Here is a 16,889-nt window from a genome sequence, read left to right as displayed (position 1 = left end):
ATTGTGGTTTTGAAAATCTCCCCTTTGTCGCCTCAAAAGATCCAAGAGCTTTCTCCATTATCTGGTGTACGGATAGCAACAGCTGAAGCTGGGATTAAATATAAAGATCGTACAGATCTTCTTTTCATCATGTTCGATAAGCCAGTGAGTGTGGCCGGTGTTTTTACTCGTTCAAAATGTCCATCTGCTCCTGTAGAGCATTGTCGTGCATCGCTTCCTCATGGGGTTGCGAGGGGTGTTGTTGTGAATTCTGGAAATGCAAATGCTTTTACAGGAAGCAAAGGAAAGCGCACAACCAATGCAATCATCTGTGCAGCAGCGAACGCTTTAAAGGTTAGAGAAGATGAAATTTTTATAGCTTCTACGGGTGTTATTGGTGAGCCAATGGATGCATCGGGTATTGTCAATCTTTTACCAAGTATGACAGAGACAGCAGAAGAGGGCAATTGGTTGGAAGCTGCAAAAGCCATAATGACAACGGACACATTTCCAAAACTTGCGACGCGCACTTTTGACTGTGGGGGAGAGCGTGTTACCATTAATGGAATTGCAAAAGGTGCTGGTATGATTGCACCAGATATGGCGACAATGCTGTCATTTGTGGTTAGTGATGCGACTATTTCTTCGGATGCACTCCAATCCATGTTATCAGAGGCAGTTGAGGGTTCTTTCAATTCAATTACTGTTGATAGCGATACCTCAACTTCAGATACGCTTATGTTGTTTGCGACAGGAAAAGAACATTTTCCATGTCTTACAAGTAAATCTGATCCGCGTTATGGGGTTTTTGTGAAACAATTGAGTGCACTTCTGCATGAACTTGCACTACAAGTTGTTTGTGATGGTGAAGGTGCTCGTCATTTAATTGAGGTTAATGTGATGGGCGCTACAACAAACAATGCAGCTAAAACTATTGCTTTATCAATTGCAAATTCACCGCTCGTAAAAACGGCTATTGCCGGTGAAGATGCGAATTGGGGGCGGGTCGTTATGGCAGTTGGGAAGGCCGGTGTTGAAGTCGATCGTGATCTATTGACGATTTGGTTTGGTGAGCATCGTGTGGCCGTGAATGGCGTACGAGATCCTGAGTATTGTGAAGAGACAATAGGTGCTTATATGCAAGGTAAACACATCACAATTCGTGTTGATATCGGTTTGGGTAAGAGCACGGCGACGGTTTGGTCTTGCGATTTAACAAAAGAGTACGTTATGATCAATAGCGATTACAGAAGTTAATGGATGCACTTTATATTTAACAGCTTATTATTTTTCAGAGCAAATGGGGTATGTGAGCTCTTTTAGGAGCAGAGGGGATATGATAGGAAAGTCAGTTATTTTTATGTTCCCTATTGGGGAGTGATATGTGTATGAAAAGTTCTATTCTTCTTGTTGTTGCATGCGCATTGTTCGATCAGAATAATCGTGTTTTGCTTACACAGCGTCCTGAAGGAAAATCACTGGCTGGTTTATGGGAGTTTCCTGGTGGCAAGGTTGAGCAAGGTGAAACTCCGGAAGCATCATTGATTCGTGAATTAGAGGAAGAGCTTGGTATTTATGTTCAACCAAATAATTTACACCCTTTAACATTTGCAAGTCATAACTATAAAACATTTCATCTCTTAATGCCATTGTATCTTTGTGACCATTATGAGGGTGTTGCGCAAGGACGAGAGGGGCAAAATTTAGAATGGGTTTTTATTAATGATCTTGATAAATACTCTATGCCTGATGCTGATAAACCATTGGTTCAGGTATTGAAAAATCATCTTCTTTAATGTGTTATAAGAAGAAAATATAATTCAATATATTGATTTAAAATGATAATTTATAATTTTTTATGTTGAATGGGGAAGTCCAGAGTCGTAAAAAACTTTCTCATTTCAAATCTGTTTTATGTTAAATTAATCAAAACCATTCTTTTGCACGTTCCAAGCGGGGAGGGTTATGTGGATAAAATTATTTAAGAAAGAAATAAAATACGTGCTGAAAGAACACTCTCCAATAGCCAAGGGTTATCGCAACATTGAGAATTGGCAAAGTGTATAATGATGTCTTTACACGATTCATAAGTATAAAGATAGTGGTAGACAATGTATGTTATACTTTTCACGTGTATCATTGTGAGATGGGTTTGGATGCACTGAGAGGTATAAGGGGTATTTATTTCATGAGATATCGATAATAGGAAAAATTTCAAAAGATGTTGCTTTTGATTAAGAGGGGTACGTTCTTTACGTAATGTAGAATGGCATTGTGTTGCATATTCACGAGCTTTTTTAAAAGAGGCACCTCGCAATGCTCCAAAGCCCATTTCGCGACGGTGCCCGGAATGATATAACGTTAAAGCCCCTATGGAAATAATGTAAAATCTATTGAGCGCCACTATCTTTACGCTTATGAAGAAGTAAGCTGGTCCCAATATTACGATAGCTCTTGGCATTTGAGGGCATTCAGAAGGAATATTTTTCTTTTCATAATCATTTTTACTTATACATCAATTACGCTTGTGATGAACAGACAAGCGGCTTTGATTGATCCAACATAAAAACAGATTTGAAATAAAAAATTTTACGATATTTAGAATGCTTGACGCAGAGTGAATGATGGATAATTATCCTTATAAATCAATATATTGTATAATAAAACATTCAATTAATTTTTTATAGGAGGCATGTATGAAGTTTCTTGAATTGGACGGCGTTTTGCGATGGGATATTGATTTTTTTTAGCGATACGCGTAATTGCGTTTTCCAATGGCTCAATCATAACGTCCATAGAAAAACCATTTGCGTGAATAATATTTGCGTGATCGACCATAATAGCAACATGATCTTTCCAAAAAATTAAATCGCCTCGTTGAAGTTTATCAGTATCTGTAAGAGGACTGCCTATAGTTTCTTGCTGCATATCGGTATCACGTAAAACTATTTGATTGGTCATCATCATAGAGAGCTGAATGAGTCCTGAACAATCAATTCCAAAACCGCTGACACCACCCCAAAGATAAGGTGTACGGATAAAGGTTTCTGCAACTGTGACATAATCTTCATATACGCGTCCAATGGGGCTGAGATGGCTCGTAATGATTGCTGTTCCATTTTCAAGAATAGAATACATTGTGTCACGGACTTCAATTTCATCAACAACACTGACTTTGCTTCCCATAGATAAAGGGGACACTATTGGTCCACGTAAGTCAGCGTGTAAATATTTAAATGTACGTGGTACTGAAACCACATGCGTTTGTTTTATGGTTGATGTACAAAGAACTTTTGTATCAATATAACCAACATAACCATCTTTGAGTGATTGTCCCCACGACATTGTTTCCCCTTGTTCAAAAATGAGAAGTTCTTCTCCCAATAAGCATTCTGTTTGTCTTTCACTTTTTTTACTATTTTCTTTAAAAAGTCCAGCGACCGCTGTATTAACACGTCTTTTTTCACCTTGAACAAAGCGCTGAGCTGTAATTTCTGTTTCAAGACGTTGATCTGCTAGATCATCTCTGAATGCATGAAGTCTTGGGTCTTTAGAGATCATCTTTTTGCTTTCCATTTTGTTACTTCTTACCTTTAAACAAACTCATGAAAGCTGTATTGGTAAGATTTTTATCCTCAAACAAAACTAAGAATACTGTGTAAGACCAATTATTCTTTAAGCTGCAAAATTGTCTATTTTTTTGAATATTGTGTGTCAAACTTCATTTTTAAAAATATTATAAAGGGCACGAATAGTTTGTGCTGATCCACCAATAGGGTATCCTGGTTTTTCTTTTGGAATCCATCCATAAAGGTCAAAATGCGCAAAATGTTCAGCTTTTTCAACAAAAGAATTAAGAAATAAAGCAGCTGTTATAGAACCAGCAAAGCTATTTCCAGTTACATTGTTAAGATCAGCAATTGGTGATGATAACATTTCTTGGTAAGGTTTCCAAAGGGGCATTTGCCAAAGAGGATCAAAGACAGCGTGAGCAGATTCAGAAATTTGTTGTGCCCATATTGAATCATTACAATAAAATGCGGGAAGATCTGGTCCTAATGCTATACGCGCTGCCCCTGTTAAAGTAGCCATACAAAGCATGAATTGTGGACTTTCTTCATCACCATAGGCGAGTGCATCGGCAAGGACAAGGCGCCCTTCAGCATCTGTATTACCTACTTCAACACTTAAACCTTTACGACTTCTGAGGATATCACTTGGTCGGTAAGCATTCGCAGAAATTGCATTTTCTACAGCTGGAATCAAAACACGTAGACGGAAAGGCAATTTTGCATCCATGATAAGTTTAGCCAATCCCAAAACGTTTGCTCCACCCCCCATGTCTTTTTTCATAAGCAACATGTTATTGGCTGATTTAATATCGAGTCCTCCAGTATCAAAAGTTACGCCTTTGCCCACCAACGTTATTTTAGGATGATGTTCTTTCCCCCAGAGTAACTCAATCAGTCGTGGTGCAGTGCTGCCTGCTCGTCCTACAGCATGAATCATCGGAAAGTTATGGGTTAAGAGATCATCTCCACAAATACTTTTGATGTGAGCACCGTAGGTTTTTCCTAGTTTTCGAGCTTCTTTTTCGAGAGCATCAGGGGTCATATCATTGGCTGGAATATTAATGAGATCACGGACGAAAAAGACAGCTTCATAAATTCGTTGGAGTTCATTAAGATCAACGGCCTCATTGACATGGATGGATAATGATTTGAAAGAAGAATTTTGACGATAGCGATTAAATTGATAGCTACCGAATGCTAATCCAAGATAGGTATTTATTTCATCAGAGGTTGTACCTTCTAAATGCCATTGGCCAGCAGGAAGTTTTTGAGCAAGAACTCCTGTGATAAAAGGATCGCTATTATTGCCAATTCCAAATAAAACTTTTTTTAAATGCCCCGTTTCGTGAGGAACAAAGAGTATTTGTCCCGCTTTTCCAGTAAAGTCATTAACTTTTATCCATGCTGTTGTTGACGCATCAAGTGATAAGTTAGCAAGATTTCTTTGGTTTACCAAGATGATAGGGCAACTGTTATCGATACGCGTTGAGGTAAAATGAATGTGGTGGTGCTGCATAGTTATGAGATCCTTATAGTCGTCTAAGTGCGACATATTCGACCAAATGATTTTTTCCCTTTCGTAGAATGAGATTGGACCGTGGTCGTGTTGGCAATATATTTTCCTGTAAATTTTTTAAATTAATCGTTTGCCAAAGATCCTCAGCGATTTTTGAGGCTTCTTTTTCATTGAGGTGGGCATAACGATGAAAATAGGATTCAGGATTTTGAAAAGTTGTTTTACGCAAACGTTTAAAGCGCTCCAAATACCAGTGACGAATGACTTCTGTTTCGGCATCGACATAGATTGAAAAATCAAAAAAATCTGATACGAAAGGAATAGCTTTTCCATCTTTAGGAAGATCACTGACCTGTAATACATTAATACCTTCAACAATTAAAATATCAGGACGATCGATGGTAATTGTCTGATTTTCTAGAACATCATAGGTCATATGTGAGTAAAGTGGGGCACGGACATTTCCGATACCTGCTTTTATAGCCGAAAGAAAGCACAGCAGCTTTTTAATGTCATAGGAATCAGGAAATCCTTTACGATTCATACGATTTTTTTGCTGTAAGATTGCGTTAGGATAGAGAAAACCATCCGTTGTGATTAGATCAACTTTAAGACTAGATGTCCAACGTTTCAACAGTTCTTGAAGAATGCGAGCCGTGGTTGATTTTCCTACAGCTACAGAACCAGCAATTCCAATAATAAAGGGCGTTTTTCTACTCTCTTCTTGATGGAGAAACTGCTGACGTTTGTGGAAAAGTTCCTGTACTGCTTCAACATGGCATGATAACAGACGCGATAAAGAAAGATAAATGCGTTGGACTTCTTTAAGATCGATAGGATCATCAATAGAGCGTAAACGCTTAATTTCATCAAAAGTCAAAGTAAGAGGTGTGTCTTCACGAAACTCTGACCATTCTTGTGCAGTAAAAACACGATAGGGTGAATATCGGTCAGAAACAGATTTGACCAGATTATCTTTCTGATTAATTTTTTGTATAGTTGTATCAATCATTTGTATTTGTCGAGATTTTTTTGCAGCAGCAATTGATTAAGAGCAGACAGAAGAGCGGCTTTATTTTCAAATAAATTTTGTTTTGCATGCTCTCTTCTTTTAAGATAATAGATCATTTTTCATTAACTTATAGTCCAGTCATTCCAGTTTGCACGGATTTGTGCTAATGCGTGCCCTTGCGCCAAAAAAGCCCATAAAAGTAGACGCGCTTTTACGGCTGATAAATAACCAGACATGAGAGCACCAGAAGCAATCATATCGATTTCGGAGCCTTTATAGCCATAAGTTATACGAGTTGTTGAGCCATTACAACAACGACTAGCAATAATGATTGGTATTTTTTGTGCATATTGTTGTACAAGGTCTGCTTCTTGAAAACTACAGTGCCCCGCACCAAAACCAGCAATAACAACTCCAGCATAATACCCACTTTCAAGGCATAGTTTCATTAATTGTGCACCAGATGATAAAGAGGAATAGAGGAGTGCAATTTGATGATCATGATTTTGGGGAAGATCAAACGTTGTCGGAAAAAATTTTCGATCATTGAAATAAATAAGTTTTCCCTCTAAAATAGTTCCTAAAACACCTGCAAGACCTGATTGAAATGTTTCGACTTTGACGGTATGGCTTTTATAGAGCCAATAAGGTGAATGAATTGCATCATTTATGACAACGAGAACGCCCCTGTTACGACTTTGTGTGGCTGCTGCGACACGAGTGGCTGCTAAAATGTTTGCGGGGCCATCCGCGCCTGCTTCATGAGGCATGCGCATAGCGCCGGTTATGATGAGTGGTTCAGCCTCCTTCCAATAAAGAGAAAGAAAAAAAGCTGTTTCTTCCAGAGTATCAGTCCCTTGTGTTAAAACAATACCTTCTGCACCAGCGTTTATTTGTTGTTTTGCCCACTTAATTATTTCAAAAAGCATTTGAAACGATAAAGATCCACTTGGTATTTGCATTAATGTTTGTGCATGAATATCAGCAACGTTATTTAAATCAGGAACACTTTTTATAAGGTTATCTGAAGTTAAAGTCGGTTGCATGTGACCAAAACTATCAGCAGTCATTGCAATTGTTCCACCTAAGGTCCCTATGGCTATTTTTTTCATAATTTTCCTCTAAAAAGCACAAACTGTTTATATAAAGCTATTTAGCAGTAATTTACATTGACAACAATGATATCATTTTTCCATTTTCAACAAATTGAGTTATGCTGAATCATTGTGTTTTGCTGTATATGTTCTTAAATAGGACAATAGTAATTGAGTTTTACATTGTATGAAAAGAAATCAATATTAAAAAGTAAAGTTAATATTAAGGAGTTTCCTTATGACAGAACATAAGCCAGACATAATGTATGGTACAACAATTATTACGGTACGAAAAGGTGGAAAAGTCGTGATGGCCGGTGATGGTCAGGTCTCTCTTGGACAGACAATTATGAAAGGCAATGCACGTAAAGTGCGTCGTCTTGGAAAGAACGGAGTGGTTATTGCTGGTTTTGCAGGTGCTACGGCAGATGCTTTTACATTACTGGAGAGATTGGAAACAAAGCTTGAACAATATCCTGATCAGCTTATGCGTGCCTGTGTAGAACTTGCAAAAGATTGGCGAACAGATCGCTATTTGCGTCGTCTCGAAGCAATGATGCTCGTGGCTGATAAGAAAGTAACTTTGGCTTTAACAGGGCTTGGTGATGTCTTAGAACCAGAAGATGGGGTTATGGCAATTGGCTCTGGAGGAAATTTTGCTCTTTCAGCAGCGCGTGCACTCATGGATTTGGATTTGGATGCAGAAACTATTGCTCGTAAAGCTATGGCTATTGCCGCTAAAATTTGTGTTTACACCAATGATCATTTTACGATTGAAACATTGGATGCAGAATTATCTTCTTTAGAGAAAGCTATTTAAATGTGTGTTGTATTTTCCCCTCGTGAGACTGTTTCTGAACTTGATCGTTTTATTATTGGCCAAAATGATGCCAAACGCTCTGTAGCTATTGCATTGCGCAATCGGTGGCGTAGGCAACAGCTTGATGAGCCGATGCGTGAAGAAGTTATGCCAAAAAATATTTTAATGATAGGGCCAACAGGTGTTGGTAAAACAGGAATCGCACGTCGATTAGCAAAACTTTCTGGAGCACCCTTCGTTAAAGTAGAAGCGACGAAATTTACTGAAGTTGGTTATGTGGGACGTGATGTTGAGCAAATTATTCGAGATCTTGTTGAAATTGCCATTTCTCTTGTACGTGAAAAGAAACGAGATGAAATAAAAGAAAAGGCTCACGTGAATGCTGAAGAGCGCGTTTTAGATGCCCTTGTTGGTAAAACAGCAAGTCCTGCTACCCGTGATAGTTTTCGTAAAAAATTGCGTGAAGGTGAGCTGGATGAGAAAGAGATTGAAATTGAAGTCGCCGATAATAATAGCAATAGTGCTTCAACCTTTGATATTCCTGGTATGCCTGGGGCACAAATGGGTATTATGAATTTATCAGATATTTTGGGCAAAATGGGCAGTCGTACAAAAGTCCGTAAGACGACGGTAAAGGATTCTTTTAAACCGCTCATTGATGATGAATCTGAAAAACTCCTTGATCAGGAGCAAATTATTCAAGAGGCGCTTCGTGTTGCTGAAAATGATGGTATTGTTTTTATTGATGAGATTGATAAAATTGCAACTCGAGACGGTGGAGCCAGTGCTGCGATTTCGCGTGAGGGCGTTCAACGTGATCTTTTGCCTTTGGTGGAAGGAACAACAATTGCTACAAAATATGGGCAAATCAAAACAGATCATATTCTTTTTATTGCCTCAGGTGCATTTCATGTTTCCAAGCCATCTGATTTATTACCGGAACTTCAAGGACGTTTGCCCATCCGTGTGGAGCTCAATCCTTTAACAAGGGAAGATTTACGACGCATTCTAACAGAACCAGAAGCCAGTTTGATTAAACAATATATTGCTCTTATGGCAACGGAAGAGGTTCATTTGGAAATTACCGATGATGCAATTGATGCTTTAGCAGATATTGCTGTAGATTTAAATGCAAGGATTGAAAATATAGGGGCACGTCGTTTGCAAACAGTGATGGAGCGCGTTTTGGATGAGATTTCTTTTACGGCGCCAGATAAAGCTGGAACATCGTTTAAAATTGATGCTGCTTACGTAAGAAAATCTATTGGCGAGCTTGCTGCTGATATCGATCTTTCCCGTTTTATTCTTTGAAAGTTATTGCTTGTTTTGTTTATCTGCGCGCTTCGATAATTTTGAAACCATGGGCTTGTTCATGTATCAACACTGTGCGGAAAATATTTTTTAATAATGTTTCATAAGGCAGGTGGCGGTTTGCAACAAAAAGCAGACTGCCGCTTGGTTTTAAGCACTTTGCAGCATTTATAATAAAATTTTTTCCTAATGAAACATCTGTCGTTTGTTGTGTGTGAAACGGTGGATTTGAAATGATTGTGTCATATAGATTTGTGATAGGTTCATGTACAAGGTCATGCCAATAAAAATGAATTGGAAAAGGAGCTGTTATGGATTTAAGGTGCCGTTTTGCTGCTCTCAAAGCGTTGTAGTCGGCTTCATAAAGGTCTAGAGCGGTGAGTTTTTCACTTCTTTCAAGTGCAACGTGAGAAAGATAGCCCCATCCAGCACCAAAATCAGCCGTTTTTCCAGAAATAACTTTGAACATATAAGACGCAAGCGCAGCAGATCCTGGATCAATACGTCCGTGTGAGAACATACCAGAAGCGGTTTGAAAATTACCAAAAGTGAGCGGTGGTGAGCGCAATTGCGCAATGTTATGTCTCTCAATTTGTTGAGGAACTTGCAACCAAAATACAAGACCATGATTTTTAGATAATTTATTGGTGATGGGAACAATTGTTTTGACCCATTTCATCATTGAAGCAGCTCCAACAGTTTTATTCCCACTGATTACAATCCATCCATTGGGTTTAACGCATTCTAATAAATCAAGAAAACAATTTTGGTTCAAACCACGATATTTGCTCAAATGTAAAAATGCACCATCATAGCTGAAGGTTTTATCTATTTGAGGAGAGCAGTGAAATTGAGTATCGACAAATTTTAAAAAATCTGGTCGCCAAGGCGTAATAACTCTTAAATTTTGTGCCCATTCTTGAGCTGGGATTTCTGTTAAACCAAAACTTAGCCAACACTGGTTTGGATCAGGATACGGGAGTTCATGATTTTCAAAAGGCAAAAATAATAACACATATGACTCTTTCAAAGAAAAAAATGCCACTCCAATATTGGGATGGCATTTCATGATACGATAAGAAGAAAAACTTACTCTTCTTTTTTCTTACGGCGGCGCTTATTTTCAGGTTGTTTTTTTTCATCCACGCACTTTTCTTCATTTATCGCTTTATCACCGGTGATTTCCTTTCCGGTTGTTTGATCAACGACCTTCATTGATAACCGAACTTTTCCACGCTCATCAAAGCCCATTAATTTAACCCAAACTTTGTCACCTTCTTTTACAATATCGGTTGTTTTGCTGACGCGTTCTGATGCAAGCTGAGAGATATGAACGAGTCCATCACGAGAACCAAAGAAGTTTATAAATGCACCAAATTCTGCAGTTTTTACAACTGTTCCTTGGTAGATAGCACCAACTTCAGGCTCATCGACAATAGAATGGATCCAGCGTTTTGCCGCTTCAATGGTTTTAGCATCAGCAGAAGCAATTTTAATGGTACCATCATCTTCAATATTAATTTTTGCTCCAGTTTGTTCCACGATTTCCCGAATAACTTTACCACCAGAGCCGATAACATCACGGATTTTATCGACAGAAATATTCATAACTTCGATTCGTGGAGAAAATTCACTCAGCTCAGCACGTGCACTGGTTAAAGCTTTTGCCATCTCATTAAGGATATGGATTCGGCCTCCTTTGGCTTGTTCAAGCGCGATTTTCATAATCTCTTCGGTAATACCATCAATTTTGATATCCATTTGCAAGGCAGTAATACCATTTTCTGTTCCTGCGACTTTAAAATCCATATCTCCAAGATGATCTTCATCCCCTAAAATATCAGAAAGAACAGCAAAGCGTTCTCCTTCTTTAATCAAGCCCATAGCAATACCAGCAACAGGGCGTGCTAGAGGAACACCAGCATCCATAAGAGCAAGTGAGGTTCCACAAACCGTTGCCATAGAAGAAGAGCCATTGGATTCAGTGATTTCTGAGACAGCACGAATGGTATAAGGAAAAGATTCTTTCGTTGGCAACATGGGGTGAATTGCCCGCCATGCCAATTTACCATGTCCAATTTCACGACGACCAGGAGAACCAAGGCGTCCCGTTTCACCCACTGAAAATGGTGGGAAATTGTAATGGAGAAGGAATGTTTCCTTATACATTCCCGTTAAGGAATCAACATATTGTTCATCTTCACCAGTTCCTAGTGTTGCAACGACAATAGCTTGTGTTTCTCCGCGGGTAAAGAGAGCTGATCCATGTGTGCGGGGTAAAATACCTACTTCTGATTGGATAGGGCGCACGGTAGAAAGATTGCGTCCATCAATCCGCTTTTGGGTATCAAGAATGTTCCCACGAACAATTTTTGCTTGCAACTGTTTAAATACGGTTGCAATTTGATCTGTACTAAATTGACAGTCTTTTTCTGTTTCTGGCATAAATTTATTGAGGATTTCTGTCTTTAGTGCATCAATTGCAGCATAACGTTCTTGCTTATCAGTAATTGTGTAAGCCTTTCGTATATCCTGTTCTGCCATTTTCTGCATCGCTTTTTCAAGTTCAGAAAGATCTTCAGGAACAAAATCACGAGGATCTTTTGCAGCAACTTCAGCAAGCTTTATAATGGCATCAAGGACAGGTTGAAGGCCTTGGTGACCAAACATCACGGCCCCCAACATGATATCTTCCGGTAATTCTTGTGCTTCTGATTCAACCATCAAAACAGCACTTTCTGTTCCAGCAACAACAAGATCAAGTTTTGATTCAGGCATTTCATCGATATGAGGATTAAGAACATATTGTCCATTACAATAGCCAACGCGTGCACCAGCTATAGGTCCCATGAAAGGAACACCTGACAGGGTCAATGCGGCAGAAGATGCAATCATCGCAAGGATATCGGGATTGTTTTCGAGATCATGCTGTATAACGGAAACAATAACTTGTGTATCATTTTTATATCCCTCAACGAAAAGGGGACGAATTGGGCGATCAATCAAACGTGAAACCAAAGTTTCATTTTCACTTGGTCGACTTTCACGTTTTAAATAGCCTCCAGGTATTCTACCAACAGCATAGAATTTTTCTTGATAATTAACAGTGAGTGGAAAAAAGTCCTGGTCTGGTTTTGGGTTTTTGGCCGATACAACGGTTGCTAAGACAATAGTTTCTCCATAGGTAGCAATCACTGCACCATCAGCTTGACGCGCTATTTTCCCTGTCTCAAGGGTGAGAGGACGCCCAGCCCATTCAATTTCTATCTTGTGCGTTTTGAACATTTTTTATCCTTAATGACCAGTGTTTAAATCTTTGATTGCTTACATTCTGGTTGTGCGTAGCATATTTGCAAGTTTTGGGGTGGACAACAAATTACTTCCTTTGTTGCGAGAAGAGAGAAGTAAATCGCATTAAATGTGAAACGATGAGCAGTCCTATCCCATAATAACTTATCAGTTTTTAAAATTTTTAATTAAAAGCAACACATTGAAAAAATGGGTGGTTTTTTTAAATACCACCTCCATTTTTCTTTTAGCGACGTAAACCTAACTTCTTTATAAGTGTCTGATAACGATTTTGGTCAACTCCTTTAAGATAATCAAGAAGACGCCGGCGTTGAGACACCATCTTCAAAAGACCTCGACGAGAATGATTATCCTTTTTGTGAGATTTAAAGTGGTTTGTTAAATTAGAAATACGTTCAGAAAGTACAGCAATCTGTACTTCTGGTGATCCTGTATCACCAACTTTGTTTGCGTATTCTGCGACAAGAGCTTGTTTACGTTCAGCTGTAATCGACATCGTATTATCCTTTCCAAAAACGAAGAAACATAAAGTCACCCATAGCCGAGATGTCGTTCAGCTAGGGTCTGTGAGAAAACAGGAAAAGTCGAAGACTCTTACCTAATTTCGTTCTTATATAGGAAAGAAGGTTAAAATACTAGTCCTTGACAGCATTTTGAAGTCTTTCTTTAAATAAAAGCTTTTGTTTTGAAATATTGATTTAAATAGAGTTTTATGAGAAGTTTTTTAAACAATTATGCATCCTTTTGATACAAAGATTATGAGTGTGTGTGAGTGGTAACAAAAGTGATAAATACCGTTGGAGGAAAAAGATGCAGAGCATTTCAACATTAAAACTTTTTCGTAATTCGGTATTTCGAAATTTATGGTCATCTACTCTTATTTCTAATTTAGGGGGGCTGATACAAGCTGTTGGAGCAGGGTGGTTAATGGCGTTGATTAGTTCTTCGCATTCCATGGTTGGGCTAGTTCAAAGTGCCACAACATTACCACTTGTTATGTTTTCTTTGATGGCAGGGGCATTAGCTGATAATTTTAATCGGCGTCAAATTATGTTGTGTGCACAGATTATGATGATGGTCATATCGATGAGTTTATCTGTTTTAGCCTATATGGGATTTCTAACACCTTGGCTTTTGTTATGTTTTACGTTTTTGATTGGATGTGGCACAGCTTTTTATAATCCTTCTTGGCAAGCAACGATAGGAGATATTGTGAGCAGGGAAAATATTCCTGCTGCTGTTAGTTTGAATAGTGTTGGCTTTAATTTGATGCGGAGTGTTGGTCCTGCTATTGGTGGTGCCATCATTGCAACTTTAGGGGCATCGGCTGCTTTTTTGTTTAATGCTATAAGCTATATTCCTCTTATTGGTGCGTTGTTTTTCTGGAAGTCGAATTATGAAAACAACTCATTGCCACGAGAAAGGCTGTTAGGAGCTGTCTCAGATGGTTTGCGTTATGTTGCGATGTCACCTAATCTCCTGAGCATTATGGTTCGAGCGTTCCTTTTTGGTATAGGAGCAACTTCTATTTTAGCACTTTTGCCAATTGTTGCGCATAAAGTTCTTGGAGGAAGTGCCCTTCTTTATGGTACATTGCTCGGTTGTTTTGGGTTAGGAGCCATGACAGCAGGTATTATTAATGCAGTTGTACGGCATCATTTTCGTTCAGAAACAATTATTGCAAGTGCATTTATTGGTTTCGCCTTTTCTTGCTTTTTATTGGGAATCAGCCGTTCACTGATTATAAGCCATATTGCTTTATTTCCTGCAGGTTTATGTTGGGTTTTGGCCTTATCATTGTTTAATACATCTGTACAACTCTCTACACCACGCTGGGTTGTTGCACGTTCTTTAGCTCTTTATCAAACGGCATCTTATGGGGGGATGGCTATTGGAAGTGCAATCTGGGGAGGTTTAGCTGATGGTTATTCTCCAACAATTGCTTTGAGCGTTTGTTCTTTATTCTTGATTTTTGGTGCTCTTGCAGGGGTAAAATTTAGAATTCAAGAAATTCCTCAGATAGATTTAAATCCTCTTGATCATTTTAGAGAGCCGGAACTATTACTCGACCTCAAAGCAAGAAGTGGCCCGATCATGATAATGATTGATTACCAAATTCATGAAAATGAACTCGAAGAGTTTCTCAAAGTGATGACGCGTCGACGCCATATTCGATTACGTGATGGTGCGCGTCAGTGGGTCCTTTTACGAGATCTTGAAAGACCTGAATATTGGACAGAGGCTTATCATATGCCAACATGGGTAGATTATTTACGCCATAATCATCGTCGTACAAAAGCAGATGCAGAAGTCAATAAGCGTCTGCGTCATTTAAATTGTGCTCCTAACGGTATAAGAGTGCACCGCATGATTGAACGCCAAACAATACCTCAAGCCAATGAGATGCTTTTAAAAGTTTCCTCTGATCATCTCCCTTAGGGTTAAAACAGTTTTTGTAAATATTAAATATGTTAATATTATTTCGATCAATTTGTTAGCTTAATCATAACAAAAAATTGCTGTTTCAATAGTTAATGAATTGATTTATAACGGTTATTTACCATTTTTCATGTTGAGTGATAGTTCTGAAAGTCTTAAGCTTTTCTCGTTTCAAATCTATTTAGAGTAAATCAGTCCACATCTTCGCTTGCACATTACAAACGAGGGCTAAAGTGTGCGTAAAAATGAGTGAAAAAGAAATAAAAAGCCTCTTATGAATTCCTTCAAATGCAAGGATTATTGCGACATTAAGAGGAAAAAATGTGTGGTGGTGTTAGCTTATAGCACTGACTTAAATTTTGATATGAATACGGTAAATATAGACAATGAAAAGCACCATATTTTTCTTAATTGATAGAGAAAAATATCTTTTCGCAAAAGGTGGTTGTGGAAAAGAATCGATTAAATTGTGAAAATCCGCTTTGGTTTAAATAGACCTTTGTCGAGAATGCCAATAGCAAGAAGTTGTTCCTTATAGAGGACACAAATTTCCTCTTCATCAAGAGGTACTTTGTGATGATTCAAGAGGATAGAATGACCCTTGATAATTCTCTGTGCTTGAGTTTCATTAAGGATATAGTGAGGGAGGCAATCTAATGCGGCACTTGTGTCAATTAAGAGCCCATCGAGTGTTGAGAAGTTTTTTTCAAAAGAACGATTATTTTCATCTGTAGTATTTTTATTTGGCGGAATGGCCGCTTTTAGTTCCTCCCATGTAATGAGATCTTCTTCATCAAAAGGTGCGACGGCAATACGTCTTAAATCAGCAATATGCCCATAGCAACCGAGATCACGTCCCATATCGCGTGCTAAAGAGCGCACATAAGTTCCTTTTCCGCAGGTTATTTCAAAGACAGAATGCTCTTTAGTAGGCATTTCTAATAACTTGAAAGTTTCTATTTCCACTTCACGGGGCGGAATTTCAACAACTTCCCCTTCACGCGCTAAATCATAGGCACGATTTCCGGCAATTTTGATTGCTGAAAATTGTGGAGGTGTTTGCAAAATAACACCTGTATATTGAGGAAGAAGAGCAAGTATTTCTTCTTGTGTTGGACGTTTGAGAGAAGTTTTCGTTATTTCTCCTTCTAGATCATCTGTTGAGCGCTCTTGCCCCCAAGCAATATGAAAACGGTAAGTTTTTTTGCCTTGCATCACGTAAGGAACGGTTTTGGTTGCTTCGCCCAATGCAATAGGAAGGAGACCAGAAGCAAGAGGATCAAGTGTACCCGCATGTCCTGCCTTTTGAGCATGAAAGAGCCATTTGATTTGTGAGACAGCTTCTGTTGATTTCATTCCTTTTGGTTTATCAAATATGACCCAGCCAGAAACAGGACGCCCTTTTTTCTTGTGTTGCCGCGCCATATCTTTAATCCTCATCTATATCACTATGGTGAAGATCGCGTGCAACCTCAGGCGAGCGAAGGAGGGCATCAATTTTTGAAAAATTATCAAAACTATTATCAAGCCGGAAACGCAGTTCTGGCATATATTTCATTTGTCGCAACGCATGACTGATTTCTCCACGGAGAAAACGACTATGTTTATTGAGGGTATCAACAACATCGGTATGAGAAGCATTTTTAAGAGTGCTGAGAGGTGATACAAAGCAAGTAGCAATTTTTAAATCTGGTGACATGCGTACTTCAGAGACAGAAATAACAATATCTTTTAAGATATCATCAAGCAAAATATCACGCTGTAATATATGCGCTACTGCATGACGTACTTGCTCTGCTACTCTAAGTTGCCGTTGTGATGGTCCTGCATTTTTCAT

At 38.6% G+C, this 16,889-nt stretch carries 14 protein-coding genes; 5 read left to right on the top strand and 9 right to left on the bottom strand.

Features of this window, described 5'->3' with window-relative positions:
• The first annotated feature begins 3 nt into the window (after positions 1-3).
• Together argJ and mutT are read left to right on the top strand one after the other, a co-directional pair.
• Complete coding sequence (gene argJ / locus ACFIJZ_RS03690) at positions 4-1,236, top strand: bifunctional glutamate N-acetyltransferase/amino-acid acetyltransferase ArgJ (protein WP_375631083.1); 1,233 nt, start codon at positions 4-6, stop codon at positions 1,234-1,236.
• 125 nt (positions 1,237-1,361) lie between these two features.
• Positions 1,362-1,775 (top strand): 8-oxo-dGTP diphosphatase MutT, encoded by a 414-nt coding sequence (gene mutT, locus ACFIJZ_RS03685; protein WP_375631082.1) that lies wholly within the window; start codon positions 1,362-1,364, stop codon positions 1,773-1,775.
• A gap of 877 nt (positions 1,776-2,652) precedes the next feature.
• On the opposite strand, the gene ACFIJZ_RS03680 is transcribed toward mutT, so the two are convergent.
• From ACFIJZ_RS03680 to ACFIJZ_RS03665, 4 genes are all read right to left on the bottom strand, one after another.
• Positions 2,653-3,540, bottom strand: coding sequence for an NlpC/P60 family protein (locus ACFIJZ_RS03680; RefSeq protein ID WP_375631105.1), 888 nt, complete (start codon positions 3,538-3,540; stop codon positions 2,653-2,655).
• 153 nt (positions 3,541-3,693) lie between these two features.
• Positions 3,694-5,067 carry a M17 family metallopeptidase gene (locus tag ACFIJZ_RS03675; protein WP_375631081.1) on the bottom strand — a complete coding sequence of 458 codons (1,374 nt, stop codon included), beginning with the start codon at positions 5,065-5,067 and terminating at the stop codon, positions 3,694-3,696.
• Between the two features lie 13 nt (positions 5,068-5,080).
• A complete protein-coding gene (gene coaA, locus ACFIJZ_RS03670) occupies positions 5,081-6,079 on the bottom strand; it encodes a type I pantothenate kinase (RefSeq protein WP_273790598.1) in 999 nt (332 codons plus the stop codon).
• Between the two features lie 122 nt (positions 6,080-6,201).
• Positions 6,202-7,191 carry an asparaginase gene (locus tag ACFIJZ_RS03665; protein ID WP_375631080.1) on the bottom strand — a complete coding sequence of 330 codons (990 nt, stop codon included), beginning with the start codon at positions 7,189-7,191 and terminating at the stop codon, positions 6,202-6,204.
• Positions 7,192-7,411: 220 nt separating this feature from the next.
• On the opposite strand from ACFIJZ_RS03665, the gene hslV reads away from it, so the two are divergent.
• Positions 7,412-7,993 (top strand): ATP-dependent protease subunit HslV, encoded by a 582-nt coding sequence (gene hslV / locus ACFIJZ_RS03660; protein WP_012754621.1) that lies wholly within the window; start codon positions 7,412-7,414, stop codon positions 7,991-7,993.
• A complete protein-coding gene (gene hslU, locus ACFIJZ_RS03655) occupies positions 7,994-9,304 on the top strand; it encodes an ATP-dependent protease ATPase subunit HslU (RefSeq protein WP_375631079.1) in 1,311 nt (436 codons plus the stop codon).
• Between the two features lie 19 nt (positions 9,305-9,323).
• Here hslU and ACFIJZ_RS03650 read toward each other — a convergent pair whose 3' ends face one another.
• The 3 genes from ACFIJZ_RS03650 to rpsO all read right to left on the bottom strand — a co-directional run bounded on the left by ACFIJZ_RS03650 (position 9,324) and on the right by rpsO (position 13,109).
• A complete protein-coding gene (locus ACFIJZ_RS03650) occupies positions 9,324-10,319 on the bottom strand; it encodes a class I SAM-dependent methyltransferase (protein WP_375631078.1) in 996 nt (331 codons plus the stop codon).
• A 74-nt stretch (positions 10,320-10,393) separates the two neighbouring features.
• Positions 10,394-12,589 (bottom strand): polyribonucleotide nucleotidyltransferase, encoded by a 2,196-nt coding sequence (pnp, locus tag ACFIJZ_RS03645; RefSeq protein ID WP_375631077.1) that lies wholly within the window; start codon positions 12,587-12,589, stop codon positions 10,394-10,396.
• A 250-nt stretch (positions 12,590-12,839) separates the two neighbouring features.
• Complete coding sequence (gene rpsO, locus ACFIJZ_RS03640; protein ID WP_005774142.1) at positions 12,840-13,109, bottom strand: 30S ribosomal protein S15; 270 nt, start codon at positions 13,107-13,109, stop codon at positions 12,840-12,842.
• A gap of 314 nt (positions 13,110-13,423) precedes the next feature.
• On the opposite strand from rpsO, the gene ACFIJZ_RS03635 reads away from it, so the two are divergent.
• The gene (locus ACFIJZ_RS03635; protein WP_375631076.1) at positions 13,424-15,052 is read left to right on the top strand and encodes an MFS transporter; all 1,629 of its coding nucleotides are present in this window, start codon (positions 13,424-13,426) and stop codon (positions 15,050-15,052) included.
• 462 nt (positions 15,053-15,514) lie between these two features.
• Here the strand turns inward: ACFIJZ_RS03635 and truB are convergent, their stop codons facing one another.
• Both truB and rbfA read right to left on the bottom strand, forming a co-directional pair.
• Entirely contained in the window at positions 15,515-16,477 is a 963-nt protein-coding gene (truB, locus tag ACFIJZ_RS03630) for a tRNA pseudouridine(55) synthase TruB (RefSeq protein ID WP_273790592.1), read from the bottom strand.
• Positions 16,478-16,481: 4 nt separating this feature from the next.
• Complete coding sequence (gene rbfA / locus ACFIJZ_RS03625) at positions 16,482-16,889, bottom strand: 30S ribosome-binding factor RbfA (RefSeq protein WP_273790591.1); 408 nt, start codon at positions 16,887-16,889, stop codon at positions 16,482-16,484.

The sequence above is a fragment of the Bartonella sp. CL70QHWL genome (assembly GCF_042194855.1).
GTDB lineage: Bacteria > Pseudomonadota > Alphaproteobacteria > Rhizobiales > Rhizobiaceae > Bartonella.
Note: the sequence above shows the minus strand (reverse complement) of the source record. Positions and strands in the feature narration are given on the sequence as shown.

Coding starts and splice junctions, on each gene's coding strand:
- ACFIJZ_RS03680 (WP_375631105.1), bottom strand. CDS start 3,540: ATGATCTCTAAAGACCCAAGACTTCATGCATTCAGAGATGATCTAGCA.
- pnp (WP_375631077.1), bottom strand. CDS start 12,589: ATGTTCAAAACGCACAAGATAGAAATTGAATGGGCTGGGCGTCCTCTC.
- hslU (WP_375631079.1), top strand. CDS start 7,994: ATGTGTGTTGTATTTTCCCCTCGTGAGACTGTTTCTGAACTTGATCGT.
- mutT (WP_375631082.1), top strand. CDS start 1,362: ATGTGTATGAAAAGTTCTATTCTTCTTGTTGTTGCATGCGCATTGTTC.
- ACFIJZ_RS03665 (WP_375631080.1), bottom strand. CDS start 7,191: ATGAAAAAAATAGCCATAGGGACCTTAGGTGGAACAATTGCAATGACT.
- rpsO (WP_005774142.1), bottom strand. CDS start 13,109: ATGTCGATTACAGCTGAACGTAAACAAGCTCTTGTCGCAGAATACGCA.
- coaA (WP_273790598.1), bottom strand. CDS start 6,079: ATGATTGATACAACTATACAAAAAATTAATCAGAAAGATAATCTGGTC.
- hslV (WP_012754621.1), top strand. CDS start 7,412: ATGACAGAACATAAGCCAGACATAATGTATGGTACAACAATTATTACG.
- ACFIJZ_RS03635 (WP_375631076.1), top strand. CDS start 13,424: ATGCAGAGCATTTCAACATTAAAACTTTTTCGTAATTCGGTATTTCGA.
- rbfA (WP_273790591.1), bottom strand. CDS start 16,889: ATGAAAAATGCAGGACCATCACAACGGCAACTTAGAGTAGCAGAGCAA.
- truB (WP_273790592.1), bottom strand. CDS start 16,477: ATGGCGCGGCAACACAAGAAAAAAGGGCGTCCTGTTTCTGGCTGGGTC.
- ACFIJZ_RS03675 (WP_375631081.1), bottom strand. CDS start 5,067: ATGCAGCACCACCACATTCATTTTACCTCAACGCGTATCGATAACAGT.